Origin of the sequence: Ruminococcus flavefaciens (assembly GCF_900143025.1) — a bacterium.
GTDB classification, from domain to species: Bacteria; Bacillota; Clostridia; order Oscillospirales; family Ruminococcaceae; genus Ruminococcus; species Ruminococcus flavefaciens_I.
In genome coordinates, this window is sequence record NZ_FRCT01000019.1 from 24236 (window position 1) to 42533 (window position 18298).

The window sequence follows — 18298 nt, forward strand, 5'->3', positions numbered from 1 at the left end:
ATAAAAACGGAGGTAAATTATATGAAAAATAATAAGAGATTTTTAGCGTTAATGACAGCTGGATTTTTAGCTATCACACCTATGGCAGCAACTTGCATGACAGCGGTTGCAGCAGGCACATCAACACTTACGGTAACTGACAGTGATACTGTTGCGCATGATTATAATGCTTATCAGATAATAACCGGAACCGAATCAGGAGGAAAGCTTACAGGTTTAGCTTGGGGTAATGGAATTAATTCCGCTTCGTTGATTTCAGCATTAACAGACAGTGCTAATGCTGCTGCTTTAGGTATTACTGCTTCGGAAGTTGGTTCGACACCTGAGTCTGTTGCAGCAGTCCTTTCAAAAATAACTGACGGTGATAAGCTGCAAAAGCTTGCCAAGATAATTGCAAGCTGCAAAGATTCTACTAACGCAATAGATTTAGTAAAATCTGGAACATCGTATTCAGCGTCAAGTCTGGAACATGGTTGGTATCTTGTTCTTGATGAGAGTACTCTCGGAAACGGTAATACTGATGTAAAGGTCAGAAGTGCAAATATTCTCAAATTTACAGGTGATACTACAATTAATTCTAAACATTCGCTCCCAACTCTTGATAAGCAGATAGTTTCTCCAAATCCTAATACAGCTAAAGATGCTAATTCAGCTTCTATCGGAGAAACAATTACTTATTCCATTAATCTGAAAGTTCCTGATACAACAGGATATAATAAGTTTTTCTATGTAGTAGAGGATACTCTTTCTCCAGGTTTGGATTATATAGGAACAACTTCTGTTGTAGTAGACGGACATGAATTGACTGTAGATGATGATCCGACATCATCAGATAGCGGAAAATACTATGTGAATCCCGGAACATATAATTCCTCAACAGGAACAACAATTAAATATGTATTTGAGGATTTCCTTAATTACATAAAAAATACAGCTGGGGTTGAAGTAGGTGATGACATAGTTATTACCTATACAGCAAAGCTTAATGAAAATGCTGTATTGACAGATGCCGGTAATCCTAATGATGCAAAGCTTATTTATTCCAATGATCCTAATCATGAATATACTGGAACTCCGGGAACAACTCCTGATGAGCCATCTTCAAGTGAACCAAAGGGTGAAACACCAAACGATGAAGTAATTACTTTCACGACCGAGGTCCAGATCAAGAAGGTAGATCAGGACGGCAAGCCTCTTACAGGCGTTGGATTCACCTTGAAGGGCTCCCCTGTATATCAGGTATTAAAATCAGGCGTTACATTCACAGCAGATAATGATGGTACTTACTATAAGCTGAAAACCGGCGCATATACATTAAATCTTCCTACAACAGAAACATCAGATAAATATGAAAGCACAACTCAAAAGTATAAGAAGACTGTTAATTCAGGCACATTAGAAACTGCTTCTGGTTCAGGTACTGAAAAGTCTGTAACAGCAACAGTTGATGCTAACGGATATATCTCATTTAAAGGTCTTGGAGCAGGTGAATATACACTTGTAGAGTCTACTACTCCTGAAGGATATAACACCATATCTCCTATTTCATTTACAATAGGCAACGGAAGCAGTTTAGCAACTAACAATCCTAATTGGACGATAACTCCAGCTACATTTATTAGAATAGATGATGAAAATACATATGAAGTAGAGATCGAAAACAGGCAGGGCGCAACCCTTCCTACAACCGGTGGTATCGGTACAAAGCTGTTCTACATCATAGGCGGACTGCTTGTAGCAGGTTCTGTAGTTCTTCTCGTAACAAAGAAGAGAATGAGCACTAAGGAAGACTAAGCGAACATATCAATAATCACAGCAAATATATAAAATGCTTGTGCAGCGGGGTATCATCTCCGCTGCACTGCCATTTTAAAGCAAGGAGCTTTTGATGAAGCGAATCATTATCAAGGTGCTGCCGTTTGCGGCATTGTTTATAGGAGTATTCCTGCTTCTGTACCCCACTGTCAGCGAGCATATCAACGCGCTGCATCAGTCCAGGGCGATACAGGCTTACAATGAAATATCCTCTTCTATGAGTGATGAAGAGCGCGATAAAATGTTTGAAGCGGCAAGGGAATACAACAAAAAAGTGGCTTCCGCAGAAAATCCCATTATAGAGCCCCAAAAGCTTCCGGGCTATTACGATACCCTTGATATCACGGGGACCGGCATAATGGGCTATCTGACTATCAGTAAAATAAAGGTGGAGCTTCCCATATATCACAGCGTTGACGATAACGTATTACAGGTGGCTGCAGGACATCTTCCCGGAACGAGCCTGCCTGTTGGTGGTTTGGGAACTCATACCGTTATGTCGGGACACCGCGGTCTGCCCAGTGCAAGACTGTTTACTGACCTTGACAAAATGGAGCTTGGCGACATTTTCCATATCACAGTAATGTCGGAAGTGCTTACATATCAGGTGGATCAGATAAAGACCGTGAAGCCCTATGAGATCGACGATCTGAAGGTTGATCCGAGCAAGGATTACTGCACACTTTTTACCTGTACTCCCTATGGTATCAATTCCCACAGACTTCTTGTCAGAGGCGAAAGGATAGAGACTGAGGAGGAATACAAGGTATATGTTGCAAATGACGTTTTCATCGTTTCTCCTATTATTGTGGCACCGATAATAGCTGCACCGATACTTCTTGTGCTGCTTATCCTGCTTATGATAAAGGGCGGAAAAAAGCAAAAAAAACAATAAAATGAAAAGGTTGCTGGTTAAACAGCAACCTTTTGTTATCTGGTATATAATAAATACTACAAGTATACAAAATGTTATAAAATTTTGAATTTTCGGCATTTCCTCTTGACATTCTATACTAAATGTGATATTATATAAACATAGAGATGGTCCTTACATGATGGGAGGGTTACATATGAACGAGCATGAAAGCAGGAAGAAAACGAATGGTTTTACACTTATAGAGCTTATTGTAGTTATTTGTATAATCAGTGTTCTTGCTGCCATGCTTGTTCCGAGCATCATGGGCTATGTAGAGCTTGCAAGAAACAGGGCTGATGTAAGTGCAGCCGATGTTATATGTAAAGCGATACAGGTCGAGTGTGCTATGGACACCGACAGGATAGAGTATTTTACAAAAAACCCATGGCGAGCAGGTGTAAATAAGGACGGTACTAAATACGAAGCTGATGATCACGGCTATGTATATGTAGATCAAAACGAGGTGCGTGTAAGCAGCTACGCTATTGCGAAGATCCTTGAAGAAAACGGATATATTAAGTCAGCAGGAAAGAACACAGGCGAAATAAAGGAATATAAGTTCAAAAAGGATCAGTGCAAGGGTCTTATATGCAAATCAAGAAAGAAATGGTATCGTTACCAGATAAATATAATATACAGAAATGGCGAGGTAGATTTTACCTTTTCAGCCAACTCAAAGGACGGTGAGCGTTACAACACCTCAGGTCAGAGCAGCGGCACCAACCTTCACGATCAGCGGGCATCTGAGATATTTGCAGGCATGATCGGAGGTACTGCCGACGACATAGTTTCGCTTCCGTCATTGTAAAAGCCCCCACTCCATATATTATATAAAGCCCCCTAATTTATATAAGCAAAAAAACACGCAAATGCGTGTTTTTTTGTTTGTATCAGAATTTTCCTATACTTACCAGCTGTGCGGTAAACATTTTGCATTTTGGACAGAAGGTGATAGAGCCGCGGGTCTTTCTTAAAAGTGTTGAATGGCAGCCCGGACATTCATGTCTGAATTCTATGTTCAATGTGAAATCCTTCTGATTAAGGGACATTTCCTTTGCTATCTGGACAGAGAACTGTCGGCATTCCATACACTGGTAGAGATCGGTCTCGCAGTTTACGACAATTTTCTGATGCTCGGTCTTTACGAGCTGTCTGATGCTTTCACCGTATTTTCCGTAAAGTGCGGCACTGCGGAGCTCCTCTTCTGCTTCTTCTGTACGTTTTTTGTAGTCTTTGGTCATAAGTCTTCCGCCGACGAAAAACTCTTCTTCGTATCCACATTCATCGCATTTGTACTTATAAGATGTTCCCATTGTCACCGCTCCTTTCGTATTATATTTTATATTAACACAAGTCATTAAAAAAATCAAGTATAATATAGCTCTTCCTTTGGCTAAATAGGTATTTTGTGCGATTTTTGTGTCGAATTTTTATCAAATTCATAGATTCGTATTATTACCCATTGATTTTTGAGAAATAGTATGTTATAATGAGTTTATAATTTTATATGGGGGTATATTGTATGATTATAAGACATATTACCGAAGAAGATGATTTTTCAGCTGTCAGAAGCATCTACGAAAAGAGCTGGCAGTTTGCATATAAAGGAATAGTACCGCAGGATTACCTTGACAGTATCCCGAAAGAAAAATGGGGCGGCGATATCCTTAAAAACGGCAGGATCGAGATAGGCGCCTTTGAGGGCGACAAGATAGTAGGAACTGCAAGCTTCTGCCCGTCACGCTGGGAAAAATTCGGCAGCTGCGGCGAGATAGTTACTATTTACCTGCTGCCCGAGTATATAGGCAAGGGCATAGGTTCTCAGCTGCTCATAGCCTGCATCGGAGAGCTGGAGCTTCTGGGCTTTACGTCTATACTTATATGGGTGCTTGAAGATAACTACAGAGCCCGTCGTTTTTACGAAAAGCACGGCTTTGTGAATACCGAGGATCATATGACTTCTGTTATCGGCGGCAAGGAGCTGCAAGAGGTAATGTATATAAGAAGAAAATAACGCAGAGCTTATCAGCCGAAAGGCGAATGATACCCTTTGTAAGAGTCTGTAATGCTGTTTTTTACGTGTCTGAGAGTATGGGCGTATTGTTGTAGTCTCATGCTGTGCGGCTGTTACAGACGATATTTGAGGCTGTTATATACTGCTGTATGTGCAATTATGAATTAGCTGTTAACAAAAATTGCATTTCACGCTCAAAATACTGCATTTCACGCACAGTTATTGTTTTTTTCTTTCAGATGTATTATTATAGATATGTTGCTTGTGATGAGCACAGGGGGAATTAATATCAGTCCCTTTTGCACAGACATTGTTCCCTCAGTGTCTGTGAGTTTAAGTTGCACACAAAAAAGAGCAGTTCTTCCCGAACTGCTCTTTTGCTTTATCTGTTTACTGCCTGTGCTATGGAGTCTATCTTTTCGAGAGTCTTTGTTGCAGGTATTGCCGACAGGATAGCGATAATGATATTTAATAATATTGATAGTAGTATTACTGTAACGATAGTTCCTATCTGTTTTTCAACAGATCCGCCAAATTCAGGGATATAAATAAGTACGCCGAGGATAGTGCCGACTATGGCGGCAACAGCCGAGAACATCATAGTTTCCATGAGTACGCTCTTTCTCAGCTGGTTTCGCGTCATACCAACGCTTCTGAGCATCATGAGCTCGCGGCTTCTGTTGAGTACGCTGGTATTTACCGAGTTTATCATGGATAGTATACCCACCAGCCATATCGACACGAGGAAGGTGAGGAGCACCTTTGCTATAGCCTTGAGGAATGACATAAGTCCCGTTCCTGCCATATAAGCATTCTGGGAGTACTCAACAGTGTTATTCGCTGTGAAATCGTTGAATATCTTCTCTGCTTCCTCATAGTGTTCTCTGTTGGTGGTCAGAGTGATATCCATAGGCATATCAAATTCAGCGGCACTTTCAAGAGGTATGATAAATCCTCCTGAACTAAACTGACTTCGTACAGCACCGATAAATTTTTTCTTTGTATCTGTGCTGTAGAATTCGATATAGGTCTCCTTTTCTGGAGCTGTAAAGCTGTCGCCGGTTTTAGCCTGATCGTAGGTGTTTCTGAAAATTACATTCGAGGAAGCAAATTCATCATAGCTCATGCCGATGAGCTTTTCAAGCCCTGCCTTTTCGTAGTCCTTTCGGTCAACTGTATGTACGAAGGCTGAGCGTGTTTCTTTATCGCCCTGTATGGAAGTACCTGTTTTCAGCAACGGGTCTGCATCTTCGGGACATTTGAATGTAAGCTGGTAATAGGCTTCAATATGTACATCATTGAATATTTCCTTGTCGCCGAATGTTTTGTTTACCTCGTTCAGGGCGTTTTTCGGGTCATTGCTGTAATATCCTAATATCCAGAAATCCTGGATATTTTCCTGGTTCATATCTTTCTTCATTTCCTTGTAAGAATTTAGCGCGATAAGTGCCGAGAAGGTGAACATGAGCACACCCAGTCCCATTGTGATAGTCGCAACGATGAAACGGCTCTTTGCCGCACCTATATTCTTACGGGTATAGCGTCTGAGGAACTTCTTTGAGTTCAGGTCAAGCTTGGACTTTGAATTTTTCAGCTTTTTCTTTTTGCTCCTTGGCTTGCCGAAGTTGAGAGCCTCAGCAGGGGAGAGCTTTCTTGCTACCCACATAGCCGAGGTATACGCCGAGATAAGCACAGCAATGACGCTGAGGAATATAGCTATACCGATAAAAAGCGGCTTTGCGGAGAATTCAAACATGGGGAATCCTATCCTTCTGAATGAATTCATGGACGAGCGGCATATGAGTATTGCAGAGATTATGCCCAGGGGTATTGCTGTGAATATGTAGAATACAGCCTCGGCAAGCACTACAGTCGCCACTTGCAGCTTTGAAGCTCCCATGACGCGGAGTGCTGCGAAATGTGTGCTTCTCTCCTGTGCAGCCATTTCAAAGGCATTGTCGATGACAAATCTTGCAATGAACCACGCTATAAGGAGTAAGATAAGCGCAGGCACTACAGCCATTGGTATGACCTTTCCTACAGCATCTGAGCTTTTCCATTCAAGTGCAAGTAGCAATGTATTGGGGCAGTGAGGATATTCATCGTTGTCATAATAATCCTTTTCCACATCAAAGCCCAAGTCGCCGAAAAGCTTCTTCAACGCATCATCATAGTCCATGCTGTCGGTAGTACGTATTTTTACTTCGTGCTCATCTTCATATCTTATATCGGGGTTCTTTTCATAGACCTCGGCAAGACTCAATTTGTCGCTGCCTGTGTTAAGGATATCCAAATATTTCTCGGCTGAACGATTTGATTGAGTAAGGAAGCCTGTTATCTTGAAGGTAAGCTCCACAGGCTCGCCGTAGGTTATATCCGTGAGAGGAGCATCATTTGTGCCTATATTCTTCTGATTTAGTAAAATAGATGAGATACTGGACTTGCTGGCTTTGCTTTTCAGTTCCTCGGAAAGCTCCTCATATTCTGCATCAGTAACTGTATATTCCGTGCCGTATTTTTCCTTCAGCTCTGCACGGATATCCTTTATGATCTGGGCATTTTCATCGTATCTGGCGAGTGCAGGGCGGATAGTCAGGGTAACGGTGTCCCCCTCCTTATAGCCCATTTCCTTGAATATATCAGATACATAGATACCCTTGTTATTAGCGTACTGAGCTGCGGAACGGTCATCGTATCTGCTTTTTAGCTCGATATTTCCTTCAGATGAGGTCAATCCCGCATTTTTTACCCTGTAGCTTGTTTTGCCGTCAGATATCTCAAAGAAGCTTACCTCTCTTTCGTTTTTCTGGAAAAGCACCTCCATATCGTAGCAGTAATAATCTTCTACAACAGGGTGTCCCTTTATTGTCTCACGAGCCTTCTGCGGGTCATCGGCATGGTCTATCCAGCTCGATATCTCCGCCTCATATGAGCCGTCCTCGTCCTTTGTGTAGTTGAGAAGCGTAGAAAAAATACTGCTTCCGTATGCGCAGACTGTTGCAAGAATGAATGCGGACAGAGTTATACACATAAAGGTGAGGATAGTACGCAGTTTTTGTCTGCGGATATACTTCATTGAAAGTGAAATAAGATGTTTCATATCCTCGCCTCCTTATTCCGAGAGGACTCCGTCTGTAATGCGGCAGATACGGTCTGCCTGAGCGGCAATGCTGCCGTCATGGGTAATGAGTATAAGGGTCTGATTATACTTTTTTATAGAGTTTTTAAGGATAGAGATTATCTCGCGGCTGTTTTTGCTGTCGAGATTTCCCGTAGGCTCGTCCGCAAGGATGATTTTCGGCTTGTGGATAAGTGCGCGTGCAAAGGCAACACGCTGCTGCTGACCGCCCGAAAGCTCGTGAGGGTAGTTATTGCGCTTTACGTCAAGTCCCGTCAGTTTGAGGAGCTCCTCAAGGAATTCCTTATCGGGTGAAGTATTGTCAAGGTTGAGAGGAAGAACTATATTCTCCTCCACATTTAGTACGGGTATGAGATTGAAGTTCTGGAAAATGAAGCCTATACTCTTGCGGCGGTATGCGGACAGTCCGTTGTCGTCCATTTTGGTAATGTCCTTGCCGTTGAATAATATGCTTCCGCTTGTAGCGCGGTCAAGAGAGCCAAGACAGTTGAGGAGAGTGGTCTTGCCGCTGCCGCTTTCGCCTGTTATAGCCACGAATTCGCCCTGCCTAACCTCTAAGTCAACCTTGTCGAGAGCGAGAAAGGCATTTTCGCCCTCGCCGTATTCCTTTGTAAGTTTTTCGGTTTTCAGAATGATGTTGTCGTCCATAATGATACCTCCGTTCCTTATTGTAGCTTTAGTTTAACACGGTTATCTTACTGTAATGTTACAAAAATGAAAAAAGCTGAGAAAAAATCTCAGCTTTTTATAATTTAAGAGTATATGCAAGCCTTTAACTGTAGGGACGAACAGTGTCCGCCCGTGCTTTTACCGTCGGATTAATCTTTAATAAATACGAATTCAAACCGTGTGCCCTTGCCGACCTCAGAATACACCATTATATCGCCGCCGTTTGCGCGGACTATCTTCTGAGCGATTGACATACCGAGTCCCGAGCTGTACATGGTCTTGTCGTTGGAGCGCGAAGAAAAGCGTTCAAACAGCTTTGGTATCTCTGCCTGCGGTATGCCCTTGCCGTTGTCGGAGAGTGCAAGGGTTATCATTATCGGATTTTCTTTGAGCTCCAGTGATATCTCTGTACATTCCGCGTGGTCTGCGGAGTTCTTGATGATATTCTCCACAGCCTCGCAGAGCCAGCCCTTATCGCAGCTGAGCCTTATATCATCGGACAGCTCATCTTTTACTATTATCTCTTTGCTTCTGAGGAGAGGGGACATACGCGTTACTGCCATGCGGCATATTTCAGCAAGTGAGTTGAGTTCCATATCGTATTCAACAGCATTTGCATTGAGCTTTGCAAGCTTTATCGCTTCGATAACAAGCTTCTCCATGCTGCCTAAATTAAGCTGTATCTCGTCCGCGAGCTTGTCGCGGTGCTCCTGCGGCAGATTGTCCAGCTCGCTGAGCATATCGGTGTTGAGTCTTACAACAGCAAGAGAGGTCTTTATCTGATGAGACAGGTCTGTGAGGAAATCGCGGAGAAATCTCTGCTCACTGCTGAGTCTGAAATGGAGATTGTTCATGCGGTCTGCGAGAGTGTCTGCGGCTTCGGATATCCTGTGTACACAGCCTAAGTCCTCGCCGTAAAGACCGATAACTCCGTTTGACCTGTCGGCAGCGTCAAGGCAGTCTGCGCGGAGCTTTTCCAGATCGCGGTATATGTTCATAAGCTCATGTACAGCTATGACGAACCATATTACCGACAGGGAAGCCATAAGCACAAATATAGGCATGAATACCGTCATGCGGACTGTCTTGTAGCTGTGCATTATTTCGGGTGAAAGGCTGCGGTCGATACTGTAGCTGCGGAGAAGCTCCTCAGCCTTTGCTATAGATGCTTCGTCAGCCTTATCTGTGAATTTTCCGCCGCCCATTGCCGAAAGCTGAGTACTTATCTGTGCCTTTACGATCCTGTCTGCGCAAAGCTTGGATATGAAGAAAGCGGCGGCTGCTGATATGCATATGAGCAGCAGAAATACCAGCAGAAGCTTTCGCGGAGCACGGTTGTTTATAAATCGGTCTGTTCTGTCCATTTATAGCCCATTCCTCTCTTGGTGACTATCCTGCCGCTGCCCGTGGTCTTGCTTAGCTTTTCGCGGAGGCGGCTGATATTTACCGAAAGGGTGTTGTCGTTTACGAAAATGCCCTTCGAGTCCCAGAGATATTCCAGTATCTGTTCACGGGTAAGGTACTGCTCACGGTTCAGCATGAGATAGCTCAGGAGCTTCTGTTCAACTGCGGTAAGCTCCATTTCGGGAACATCGGGTACTCGTCTGAGATTTGCGCGTATACGCGAAAAAAGCTCTCTCAGGCGGAATGGCTTTGTTATGTAATCATCGCCGCCGCTGTCGAGTCCGCGGACTATGTCTGCTTCGTCGTCGCATGAGGTAAGGAATATAACGGGGGTCTGTATCTTTTTCCTGATACGTTTGCAAAGGTCAACGCCGTTGCCGTCAGGGAGCATAACGTCCAGCAGTATAATGTCAGCCTCGGGAGCGTGTTTTTCAGCAGCGACCGTGGTATTTACCGCAATAACGTTGTATCCCTCTGACCTTAGAGCGAGGGAGATATTGCTGTTTAGAGTTTCGTCGTCCTCAACAAGAAGTATGGTGTTCATGGGTTCACCTCGGAGTTTTTTTCTTTATTGTAGCATATCTTTTGAGTTTTGACAAGCATCAGGCAGTTTTATCTGTAATTGTACGGTCAGATATTATCCGATGCTGATATGTGAGGTCCAAAATAAAAGCTGCACCGCGGATACCGCGATGCAGCCATGAATTATCAGTCTCTGTAGATAGAGCCGTCTTCGATGCTCTGAAGAACACCTGCACACATACCCTTCCACTGTGCGATCTCAGCCTCGTCATAGGAGATGACCTTCTTAGCCCAGTTGCTGCAATGAGCACAGGCATTAGGAGCTGTCTGACCCTCTTCGAGGATATCGTTTACGCAAAGTGAGTTTGCGCAGTTGTTGTTATTGATGAAGTGCTCAAGGAAGCCGTCCAGCTTCTTGTTGTCAACATACACCTTAGGAAGATGCATAGTTCTTCCGTAAGCCATCATAGCCTCGGGCTTGAGTCTTTCCATCCATCTCATCTTAGGTACTCCTGGAGGAGGACCGCCGACAGGCATACCTGCTGGAGGAGCGGTGATACCGTTTTTCTTTGCCCATTCCTCAGGCTCGCCCGGTCTTGGAGGTCTGCCTTCCATTACCCACGGAGGAGGACCACCGGCAGGCATACCCATAGGAGGACCGCCTGCACCCATAGGTGGCATACCCATTGGAGGAGCAGTTATACCGTTTTTCTTTGCCCATTCCTCAGGCTCGCCCGGTCTTGGAGGTCTGCCTTCCATTACCCACGGAGGAGGACCGCCGGCAGGCATACCCATAGGAGGACCGCCTGCGCCCATTGGAGGCATACCCATAGGAGGTGCGCCTGCACCCATTGGTACACCTGCGGGAGGACCGCCTGCACCAACATTGAGACCTTCCTTAGCCTGATCGGGACGTGTTGCGATTGTCTTAGCCTGTGGCCAGTTTACTATATCAAGAAGATTTCCGTCGTAGGACTCTGCCATGTAGCTCTTTACTACTCTTTCGAGGAAATCGGTTGTTCTTGTTCTGTCTATGAGCTTGATAGAGAAGTGCTTGTTGCCTGTCTCCTCAGCAAGCTCTCTGTAGAAGTGAACGTCCTCAGGACGAATGAACTCAGCTGTAAGTATAGCGGCAGGGTGAGTTACTTTCTTATATGCACAGTTTACAAGTGAATAATCCATTGAGAAAAGCTCAGGGTCTGAGTGACCTACGAAGCAGCCGTGTGCAAGGCGGAATGGACATTCTCTGAGGCAGAGATTGTTAGCTATTACACGGAGATGAAGGTCTGTATCCTTGTACTGTGTGAGAACCTTTCTGAGCAGATCGAACTTTCTGTTGAATCCGTGATCGAGAGTGATCTCGTCAACGCCCCAGTTGCGCCAGTATTCGATATGCTGGATAGTTGTAGGATAAGCATAGAGACCAAGTGTTACGAAAACGTCCTTGAATTCTCTCTTTACATACTTGATAAGGATAGGCGAATTAAGAGTAAATGCTCTTATGCCGAGATCGTACATCTGGTGGATAAAATCACGTATCTTCTTGCCCACAACAGGGTCTATCTCGTTCTGATCCATAGAAAGCGGATTTATGAGGTAATTGAAGGTGATATCACGCTTCTGACATTCCTTGACATAATCAGCAAGCTGATCCAGTGTGAAGTCAGGGATAATAGAAGCGGTACGTCCGCCCGGAAGTCCGTCAAATTTAAGCTTTCCGAAGAAGCTTGTGATAGCGTGCTTTTTGTCGTACTGATCGACAAAATCAAATAGCTTGTAATCGAAATTACAGCCCAGGTCAAATGAAATTGAATCCTGATTCATGTTACACATCTCCCTAAAATTAAGATCGGGACATAACACACGTTGTACCGGATAATTTACGATATTCGCTAAAAAGCGAAATGTAAGTCAGTTTTTGTATGTATGAAAGCGGACTCAGTGTTTATTCCCCCGCAGTAGTCCCACAGAAAAATTATATCATTTCTTCGCATATGTGTCAATACCTTCTGTAATTTATTGGGAGATTATTTAAGTTTGTATTTGTTTAAAATGTCCAAAAACAGGTGAAATTAATAGTGAAGCTGTCAGTTGGGAAAGGGTATTGACAAGAATGGATTTGAGTGATATAATATAAAAAGAACAAACGTTCTAAAGGAGGCGGCTATGGAAAGAGTTTATATCGCTATTGATCTGAAGTCCTTTTATGCTTCGGTAGAATGTGCTGAGCGAGGTCTTGATCCCCTTGACACAAATCTTGTGGTTGCGGATAAGAGCCGCACCGATAAGACCATATGCCTTGCGGTATCGCCGTCACTGAAAGCCTGCGGTATCCCCGGAAGACCGAGACTGTTCGAGGTGGTCGCAAAGACAGCAGAGATAAATGATATGCGGAGAATGAAAGCTCCGCGGAGAAAATTCAGGGGCAAGTCCTGCATTGCAAGCGAGCTTGCTGCCGATCCGTCCCTTGAACTGGACTATATAACGGCGACTCCGCGAATGGCGCTGTATATAAGCTACAGCACAAGGATATATCAGATATATCTTAAATACGTTGCTCCAGAGGATATACACGTTTACTCCATTGACGAGGTATTTATCGACGTTACTGCTTATCTTGACACCTACGGCATGACTGCCCATGAGCTTGCCATGACCATGATAAGAGATGTGCTGAAAGCCACTAAGATAACCGCTACAGCAGGCATAGGAACTAATATGTACCTTTGCAAGATAGCTATGGATATTGTTGCAAAGAAGATGCCTGCGGACAAGGACGGAGTTCGTATCGCGGAGCTTGACGAAATGTCCTATCGCCGTCTTATGTGGGAGCATCAGCCCCTTACGGACTTCTGGCGCTTGGGCAGAGGCTATGCGGAAAGGCTGAAGCACTGCGGACTATTTACAATGGGAGATATAGCAAGGTTTTCAACGTCCGAGTTCGGGGAAAGAGCGCTGTATAAGATGTTCGGAGTCAATGCGGAGCTCCTTATCGACCACGCATGGGGGTGGGAGCCATGTACTATTGCAGATGTGAAAAGCTACCGTCCCGAGACTAACAGTATAAGTTCGGGACAGGTATTGCAGGAGGCTACAGAGTGCAGAACGGCTCGGCTCATAACGTGGGAAATGGCGGATATGCTGACGCTGGAGCTTCTTAGCAAAGGGCTTGTCACAGACCAGCTCACCCTGACTGTGGGCTATGATGTAAAAAATCTGCAAAACGAGGATATAAGGCGGAGCTATGAGGGCAAGGTAACTCTTGACCATTACGGCAGGGCTGTGCCTGTTCATGCTCACGGCACGGCGAACCTTGACTTGCCCACAGCTTCGTCGAAGCTCATAACCGAAGCCATGATGAAGCTTTTTGACCGCATAACGGACAGCCGCCTGCTGGTGAGAAGGATAACCGTAAACGCAAACAGGGTAGTGCCCGAAGGCTCGGTCAGGGAGGAGATGATACAGCTGGATTTTTTCTCCGATCCCGAGGAAAATGAGAAGCTCCGTCAGCAGGAGCAGGCGGAGCGTATGCGCGAGAAAAATCTACAGCTGGCTATGCTGAAAATGAAGGAGAGATACGGCAAGAACGCAGTACTCCGCGGAAGCAACTTTTGCGACGGAGCTACAGCACGGCTGCGCAACCGTCAGATAGGCGGACACAGAGCTTGATATCTCGGAAAGGAGGCTTTAATATGTCGGGACAGTATGACGATATAATAAATATGCCGCACCATGTCTCAAAGACGCGGGCGCAGATGCCGCGGAGGAACCGTGCGGCTCAGTTCGCGCCCTTTGCGGCTCTTACAGGTTATGAGGACGCTATTGACGAATCCGCAAGGCGTACAGATGCAAAAGCCGAGCTGTCCGAGGACGAAGCGGCTGAGCTGAACAAAAAAATACAGCTCCTCAGCGCACGTATCGCTTCAGAGCCTTATTGCGAGATAACCTATTTTGTTCCCGATAAGCATAAATCGGGAGGGCGGTATATGACCGTTACGGGGAATGTGCGCTTCATAGAGGAAGCAACACGGCAGATAGTTTTCTGCGGCGGTATGCGCATACCGCTTGATGATATCATAAAGATATCCCTATAAAGAGCAACAGCCCTATCCCTGCCCAATCGGAGATAAGACTGTTCTGATCTGCCCTCTTACAAAAGGATATGGATAGCAAAGGAATTACTTACAATATATCACAAAGACCGCCTATAGTCTTTGTAAAAATGCTTTTTTACGATCTCTGCGTGATACTGCGTATGTCCCTGATATTCGCGCTATCCTGTCGAATAAACAGGGAACAGCAAACCCGAATGCAGGACAGGGGAGTATAGTGCAGAGCCTCCCCGCCTGCGGGTCTGTTGACTTTGTATTGCATCGTCGAGGCAATGCTGCTGCCTGCCTGAAAGACGGCAGGACTTAACTCCGATATAAAACCTGCCAATGGCAGGTGAGAGTGTTTATATTATCACTGTGTCTGTAACATTTTACTCTGTTTGCAGGTAATACCGCCGAGGACAAAGGTGACGGGAGAGGGGCCGTCAGCCTTTGTGCCCGAAAAAACGTGCCGTTTGCCTCGCCGATACAGAAGCTTCATTGCTTTCACGAGTCTCGTGATCGGGAAAGCTCGGAACCCTCCTGAAATAACTTGAAAATGGATATTCAAGTGTACACAGCCTTGACAGAGTGTACATATTTTGACTTTCTCTGCATGATCTGCGTGTTTCTGCAAAGAAAGTACGAAATCGCAGTTAAGATAGGAGCGTCCTCAGAGGTGTCGTGGAAATAACAGCCGTTTTATTCGGGAACTGTTTTTATGGGAGGGGTAACAGGTTCATCCGACTGATTATTTCCACATCAGCCCTCAGGATTGCTGCAATATCGGTGTCTCATTATAAGATATGTGCCTGAAATATCTCTCCGCTTGAACTGAGACAGACCGTATTTGCATGAATTGCACTGAAAAAGGCTCCCGCAGATCATTGCTGTGGGAACAGTGTGATAGACCGCTGCCGCATTGAGCAGCAGCGATAATCACATTTGGAGATCTCTCCAAATTTTAATATCCCTTATAGCCTATTTGCTATAACATTATTATAAATAAAATGTGAATTGATAACAACCTATAAAAGAAATATTTGGTGGACAAAATGAAGAGAATTTGCGAAAAAAGCCCACACTGACCGAATATTGCGGTCAGTGCGGGCTTTTTTAAACATTTTACCTTAGCATACTGCGAAGTTCAGCTATTGCTTGTTCTCCGACTTCAAATTTGAAATGGAACTCGATAGGCTCAACTGACATAACGATTTCCAATTTGCCGTTTTCAAGAAGGTACATTACACCCGAAAATGCTGGAACATTATCATCTTCCGAAATAGCAACGTTAAAGAACAGCGAGCATAATATGTCTTTTCTGTCATCGTATGGATAATCGAAATAGGACGGCGTATCCCTGTAAGTATCAAGGAATTCGTATATACTGTCCTTATTGGAATAGGGCTGATATTTTGCAAGCTCCTTGTCCAGATATCCTGTTATATTCAGATTGTTCCACAAGCCTCTTGTGTCGATGAGCTCGCCGATAGAATCGGGATCAAACGTTTCTGAATTCAGGAAACGTGCTTCGCCGTTAGCGAACACCGCTACACACAGGAAATAAGGATCATAGTCCATATATCCGTATATATCACAGGAATATCTTTTTGTATCGACGCTGGTGATATAGCTCTTTACCAATGACATATCGGGTATACGGTCATCAAGGACATCAAATCCAACATGATCAATGTATATAAAATAAGGTATCGTTGTCGTTGCAGGAGGTGTCTCAGATATAGGAGTCGTTGTAGATAATGCCGGGATATCAGGTGCTGCTGTCGAAGTCTTCACTACAGTGGTGGTAGCCCATGGAGGTGTACTTGTTGCCACAGGAATCTGTCGAGTGGTGAAGCTGTATGCCAGCGTGGTCGTATATACGCGAGTCGTAGATGTCGCCGGAACTGTTGTGTATACACGAGTGGTAGACGTTGCAACAGGCGAATACCATGTGGTAGTGGACGTATATGCGGGTCTGGTATATAACGCTGTAGTAGAGGTAAGAACAGGAGAGCGCATTGTAGTAGTCGTCGTATACGCAGGTCTTGTGTATACAGCAGTAGTGGTGCGTGTATATACAGGCTCGGACATTTTTGAAGCAGTCGTTGTTGCATGACGGGTCGTCGTAGATGTACGCAGAGATGTACGGACCGTAGTTGTTGTGCGCACATAAGATGTTCGTGTTGTCGTTGATGAATGGCGTAAGGTAGTTCTTACGTTATGGTTCGGACTGCCGTTTGAAGCAGTTATCTCAATGCTGGAAGCCGTAGTTCTTAATGTAGTAACACTGCTGTTGTTGTCTGATTTTTTAGTAGTCACATTGCCTGAGCTGCTGTGACTTGCTGCGGAGGTGGTTCTTGCGTCGGCAGTTCCGCTTTGCGCAGATGCAGCAGAAGAAGCTGCTGTGGTTATCAGAATATCATCTGCCGATGTAACGGCGGTGGTTTCTGTAGTTATATCATTATAATCAGTTGTCTCAACTGTTGTTAAGACAGGAGAAGGAGCGGTATAATCATTTTTATTTGGAGAAGGTTTGATATCTCTGAGCATATCGATATTCCATATGCCTATGCCTACAGCTATCATTATGCAGCAGCTGAGGGCTATTGTGGCATTTCTGATGAACAGAGCCTTCTTGCGTTTCTTTTCTTTCAGATATTCTTCTCTGCGCTGAAAAATACTATTAGCGATCTCTTTATAGTCTTTCATACTCAAAGCCCTCCTTTTCAAGCTTTGATCTCAGCGCAAGCTTTGCTCTGTAGAGGAGATTTTCAATCTGACGGTTGCTTTTGTGCATTATCTTTGCAGCCTCAGTATTGCTCAGCTCTTCAAAATAGGTCAGGTACAGCACCTGCTTGTAATCGGAGCTGAGAGTCTCCATAGCTCTATGGAGCGAGATCTTTTGTTCTTCCTTCAGATAATCCTGTTCGATATTCCTCTCATCGGAGATATCGTAGTATTCATCTGCGGGTGTATCGGAAATACGCGATCTTTTGCGCAATGCGTCAATAGTCACATTGCGGGCGATGGTGTACAGCCATGTCTTGAAGGTGCATTTCCCTGAAAATTTAGGTTTTTTGACGGAAAGTTTGAAGAACGTATCTTCCATGTACTCTTCGGCAAGGCTGAGGGAGCCTGTAATACCGTTGAGGTAGAGGATAAGACCGTCTTTATAATCGCGGACCAGCTCGACTAATCCATTGTCGTCACCGTCAATGTAACGGCGGTAGCTACTTGCACCGTTATCCATGAGCTCCCCCTTTCCAAAGGAATGTCCTCTCACTACTTAGACGTTTGAGCAGGACTATTCTCTCATATAAATTACCAATTAACAGTATATACCATTTCAGATACCATTAATCTGTGGTATTTCTAATGATACCACATATGAGAAGAACAGTCAATAGTTATTACTGATTAGTTATCAGTGCTTAGCGGTCGCCGCATCTGTAATGCTTACTGTTATCTGTTCACTGTTCACTCAGCACGAGGCACCTGAAGCCGACATTTGCAGCATATCGTGTTTTTCATTTCTTGCGGACTTTTTATATTTTGTTCAATTTTTGCTCTGTTAGTTAGTCTTATTTGTGCAGAATGATATGTAGTATTTATGGGAAACTGCGTAATATCGCGGAGCACGAATACATTACAATCAGCATAAAATCAACATTTTATTAAGATTACTTTAAGATTATTTTAAGAATGGAAATATATCATACAAGTAC

The 18298-nt window shown here is 44.3% G+C and carries 14 protein-coding genes; 6 read left to right on the forward strand and 8 right to left on the reverse strand.

Annotation, left to right across the window (positions count from 1 at the left end; all coding sequences use genetic code 11):
* Positions 1-21: 21 nt before the first annotated feature.
* The 3 genes from BUB28_RS14650 (at position 22) to BUB28_RS14660 (ending at position 3539) form a co-directional block, all read left to right on the forward strand.
* Positions 22-1794 (forward strand): isopeptide-forming domain-containing fimbrial protein, encoded by a 1773-nt coding sequence (locus BUB28_RS14650; protein ID WP_072952280.1) that lies wholly within the window; start codon positions 22-24, stop codon positions 1792-1794.
* 94 nt (positions 1795-1888) lie between these two features.
* On the forward strand, positions 1889-2710 hold the full coding sequence (locus BUB28_RS14655; RefSeq protein ID WP_072952281.1) for a class C sortase: 822 nt from the start codon (positions 1889-1891) through the stop codon (positions 2708-2710).
* Positions 2711-2885: 175 nt separating this feature from the next.
* Entirely contained in the window at positions 2886-3539 is a 654-nt protein-coding gene (locus tag BUB28_RS14660) for a type II secretion system protein (RefSeq protein ID WP_072952282.1), read from the forward strand.
* Positions 3540-3621: 82 nt separating this feature from the next.
* On the opposite strand, the gene BUB28_RS14665 is transcribed toward BUB28_RS14660, so the two are convergent.
* Complete coding sequence (locus BUB28_RS14665) at positions 3622-4044, reverse strand: hypothetical protein (RefSeq protein WP_072952283.1); 423 nt, start codon at positions 4042-4044, stop codon at positions 3622-3624.
* 209 nt (positions 4045-4253) lie between these two features.
* Here BUB28_RS14665 and BUB28_RS14670 point away from each other — a divergent pair, with 209 nt between their 5' ends.
* Positions 4254-4745 (forward strand): GNAT family N-acetyltransferase, encoded by a 492-nt coding sequence (locus tag BUB28_RS14670; RefSeq protein WP_072952284.1) that lies wholly within the window; start codon positions 4254-4256, stop codon positions 4743-4745.
* A 382-nt stretch (positions 4746-5127) separates the two neighbouring features.
* Here the strand turns inward: BUB28_RS14670 and BUB28_RS14675 are convergent, their stop codons facing one another.
* From BUB28_RS14675 to BUB28_RS14695, 5 genes are all read right to left on the reverse strand, one after another.
* Positions 5128-7845 (reverse strand): ABC transporter permease, encoded by a 2718-nt coding sequence (locus BUB28_RS14675; protein ID WP_072952285.1) that lies wholly within the window; start codon positions 7843-7845, stop codon positions 5128-5130.
* Positions 7846-7857: 12 nt separating this feature from the next.
* A complete protein-coding gene (locus tag BUB28_RS14680; RefSeq protein ID WP_072952286.1) occupies positions 7858-8532 on the reverse strand; it encodes an ABC transporter ATP-binding protein in 675 nt (224 codons plus the stop codon).
* A gap of 170 nt (positions 8533-8702) precedes the next feature.
* The gene (locus BUB28_RS14685; protein ID WP_072952287.1) at positions 8703-9917 is read right to left on the reverse strand and encodes a sensor histidine kinase; all 1215 of its coding nucleotides are present in this window, start codon (positions 9915-9917) and stop codon (positions 8703-8705) included.
* On the reverse strand, positions 9893-10501 hold the full coding sequence (locus BUB28_RS14690; protein WP_072952288.1) for a response regulator transcription factor: 609 nt from the start codon (positions 10499-10501) through the stop codon (positions 9893-9895). The genes BUB28_RS14685 and BUB28_RS14690 overlap by 25 nt, the downstream gene beginning before the upstream one ends.
* Positions 10502-10665: 164 nt before the next feature.
* Positions 10666-12303, reverse strand: coding sequence for a hypothetical protein (locus BUB28_RS14695; RefSeq protein WP_072952289.1), 1638 nt, complete (start codon positions 12301-12303; stop codon positions 10666-10668).
* Positions 12304-12645: 342 nt separating this feature from the next.
* On the opposite strand from BUB28_RS14695, the gene BUB28_RS14700 reads away from it, so the two are divergent.
* Both BUB28_RS14700 and BUB28_RS14705 read left to right on the forward strand, forming a co-directional pair.
* Positions 12646-14148, forward strand: a complete 1503-nt coding sequence (locus BUB28_RS14700) for a Y-family DNA polymerase (RefSeq protein WP_072952290.1) — start codon at positions 12646-12648, stop codon at positions 14146-14148.
* Between the two features lie 23 nt (positions 14149-14171).
* A complete protein-coding gene (locus BUB28_RS14705; RefSeq protein WP_072952291.1) occupies positions 14172-14573 on the forward strand; it encodes a YolD-like family protein in 402 nt (133 codons plus the stop codon).
* Between the two features lie 1122 nt (positions 14574-15695).
* On the opposite strand, the gene BUB28_RS14710 is transcribed toward BUB28_RS14705, so the two are convergent.
* Positions 15696-17282 carry a hypothetical protein gene (locus BUB28_RS14710; RefSeq protein WP_072952292.1) on the reverse strand — a complete coding sequence of 529 codons (1587 nt, stop codon included), beginning with the start codon at positions 17280-17282 and terminating at the stop codon, positions 15696-15698.
* On the reverse strand, positions 17269-17823 hold the full coding sequence (locus BUB28_RS14715) for an RNA polymerase sigma factor (RefSeq protein WP_072952293.1): 555 nt from the start codon (positions 17821-17823) through the stop codon (positions 17269-17271). The genes BUB28_RS14710 and BUB28_RS14715 overlap by 14 nt, the downstream gene beginning before the upstream one ends.
* Between the last annotated feature and the right edge of the window lie 475 nt (positions 17824-18298).

Excerpts from the sequence above, each read along its gene's own strand:
- BUB28_RS14650 (WP_072952280.1), top strand. The coding sequence starts at position 22 with ATGAAAAATAATAAGAGATTTTTAGCGTTAATGACAGCTGGATTTTTA.
- BUB28_RS14655 (WP_072952281.1), top strand. The coding sequence starts at position 1,889 with ATGAAGCGAATCATTATCAAGGTGCTGCCGTTTGCGGCATTGTTTATA.
- BUB28_RS14660 (WP_072952282.1), top strand. The coding sequence starts at position 2,886 with ATGAACGAGCATGAAAGCAGGAAGAAAACGAATGGTTTTACACTTATA.
- BUB28_RS14665 (WP_072952283.1), bottom strand. The coding sequence starts at position 4,044 with ATGGGAACATCTTATAAGTACAAATGCGATGAATGTGGATACGAAGAA.
- BUB28_RS14670 (WP_072952284.1), top strand. The coding sequence starts at position 4,254 with ATGATTATAAGACATATTACCGAAGAAGATGATTTTTCAGCTGTCAGA.
- BUB28_RS14675 (WP_072952285.1), bottom strand. The coding sequence starts at position 7,845 with ATGAAACATCTTATTTCACTTTCAATGAAGTATATCCGCAGACAAAAA.
- BUB28_RS14680 (WP_072952286.1), bottom strand. The coding sequence starts at position 8,532 with ATGGACGACAACATCATTCTGAAAACCGAAAAACTTACAAAGGAATAC.
- BUB28_RS14685 (WP_072952287.1), bottom strand. The coding sequence starts at position 9,917 with ATGGACAGAACAGACCGATTTATAAACAACCGTGCTCCGCGAAAGCTT.
- BUB28_RS14690 (WP_072952288.1), bottom strand. The coding sequence starts at position 10,501 with ATGAACACCATACTTCTTGTTGAGGACGACGAAACTCTAAACAGCAAT.
- BUB28_RS14695 (WP_072952289.1), bottom strand. The coding sequence starts at position 12,303 with ATGAATCAGGATTCAATTTCATTTGACCTGGGCTGTAATTTCGATTAC.
- BUB28_RS14700 (WP_072952290.1), top strand. The coding sequence starts at position 12,646 with ATGGAAAGAGTTTATATCGCTATTGATCTGAAGTCCTTTTATGCTTCG.
- BUB28_RS14705 (WP_072952291.1), top strand. The coding sequence starts at position 14,172 with ATGTCGGGACAGTATGACGATATAATAAATATGCCGCACCATGTCTCA.
- BUB28_RS14710 (WP_072952292.1), bottom strand. The coding sequence starts at position 17,282 with ATGAAAGACTATAAAGAGATCGCTAATAGTATTTTTCAGCGCAGAGAA.
- BUB28_RS14715 (WP_072952293.1), bottom strand. The coding sequence starts at position 17,823 with ATGGATAACGGTGCAAGTAGCTACCGCCGTTACATTGACGGTGACGAC.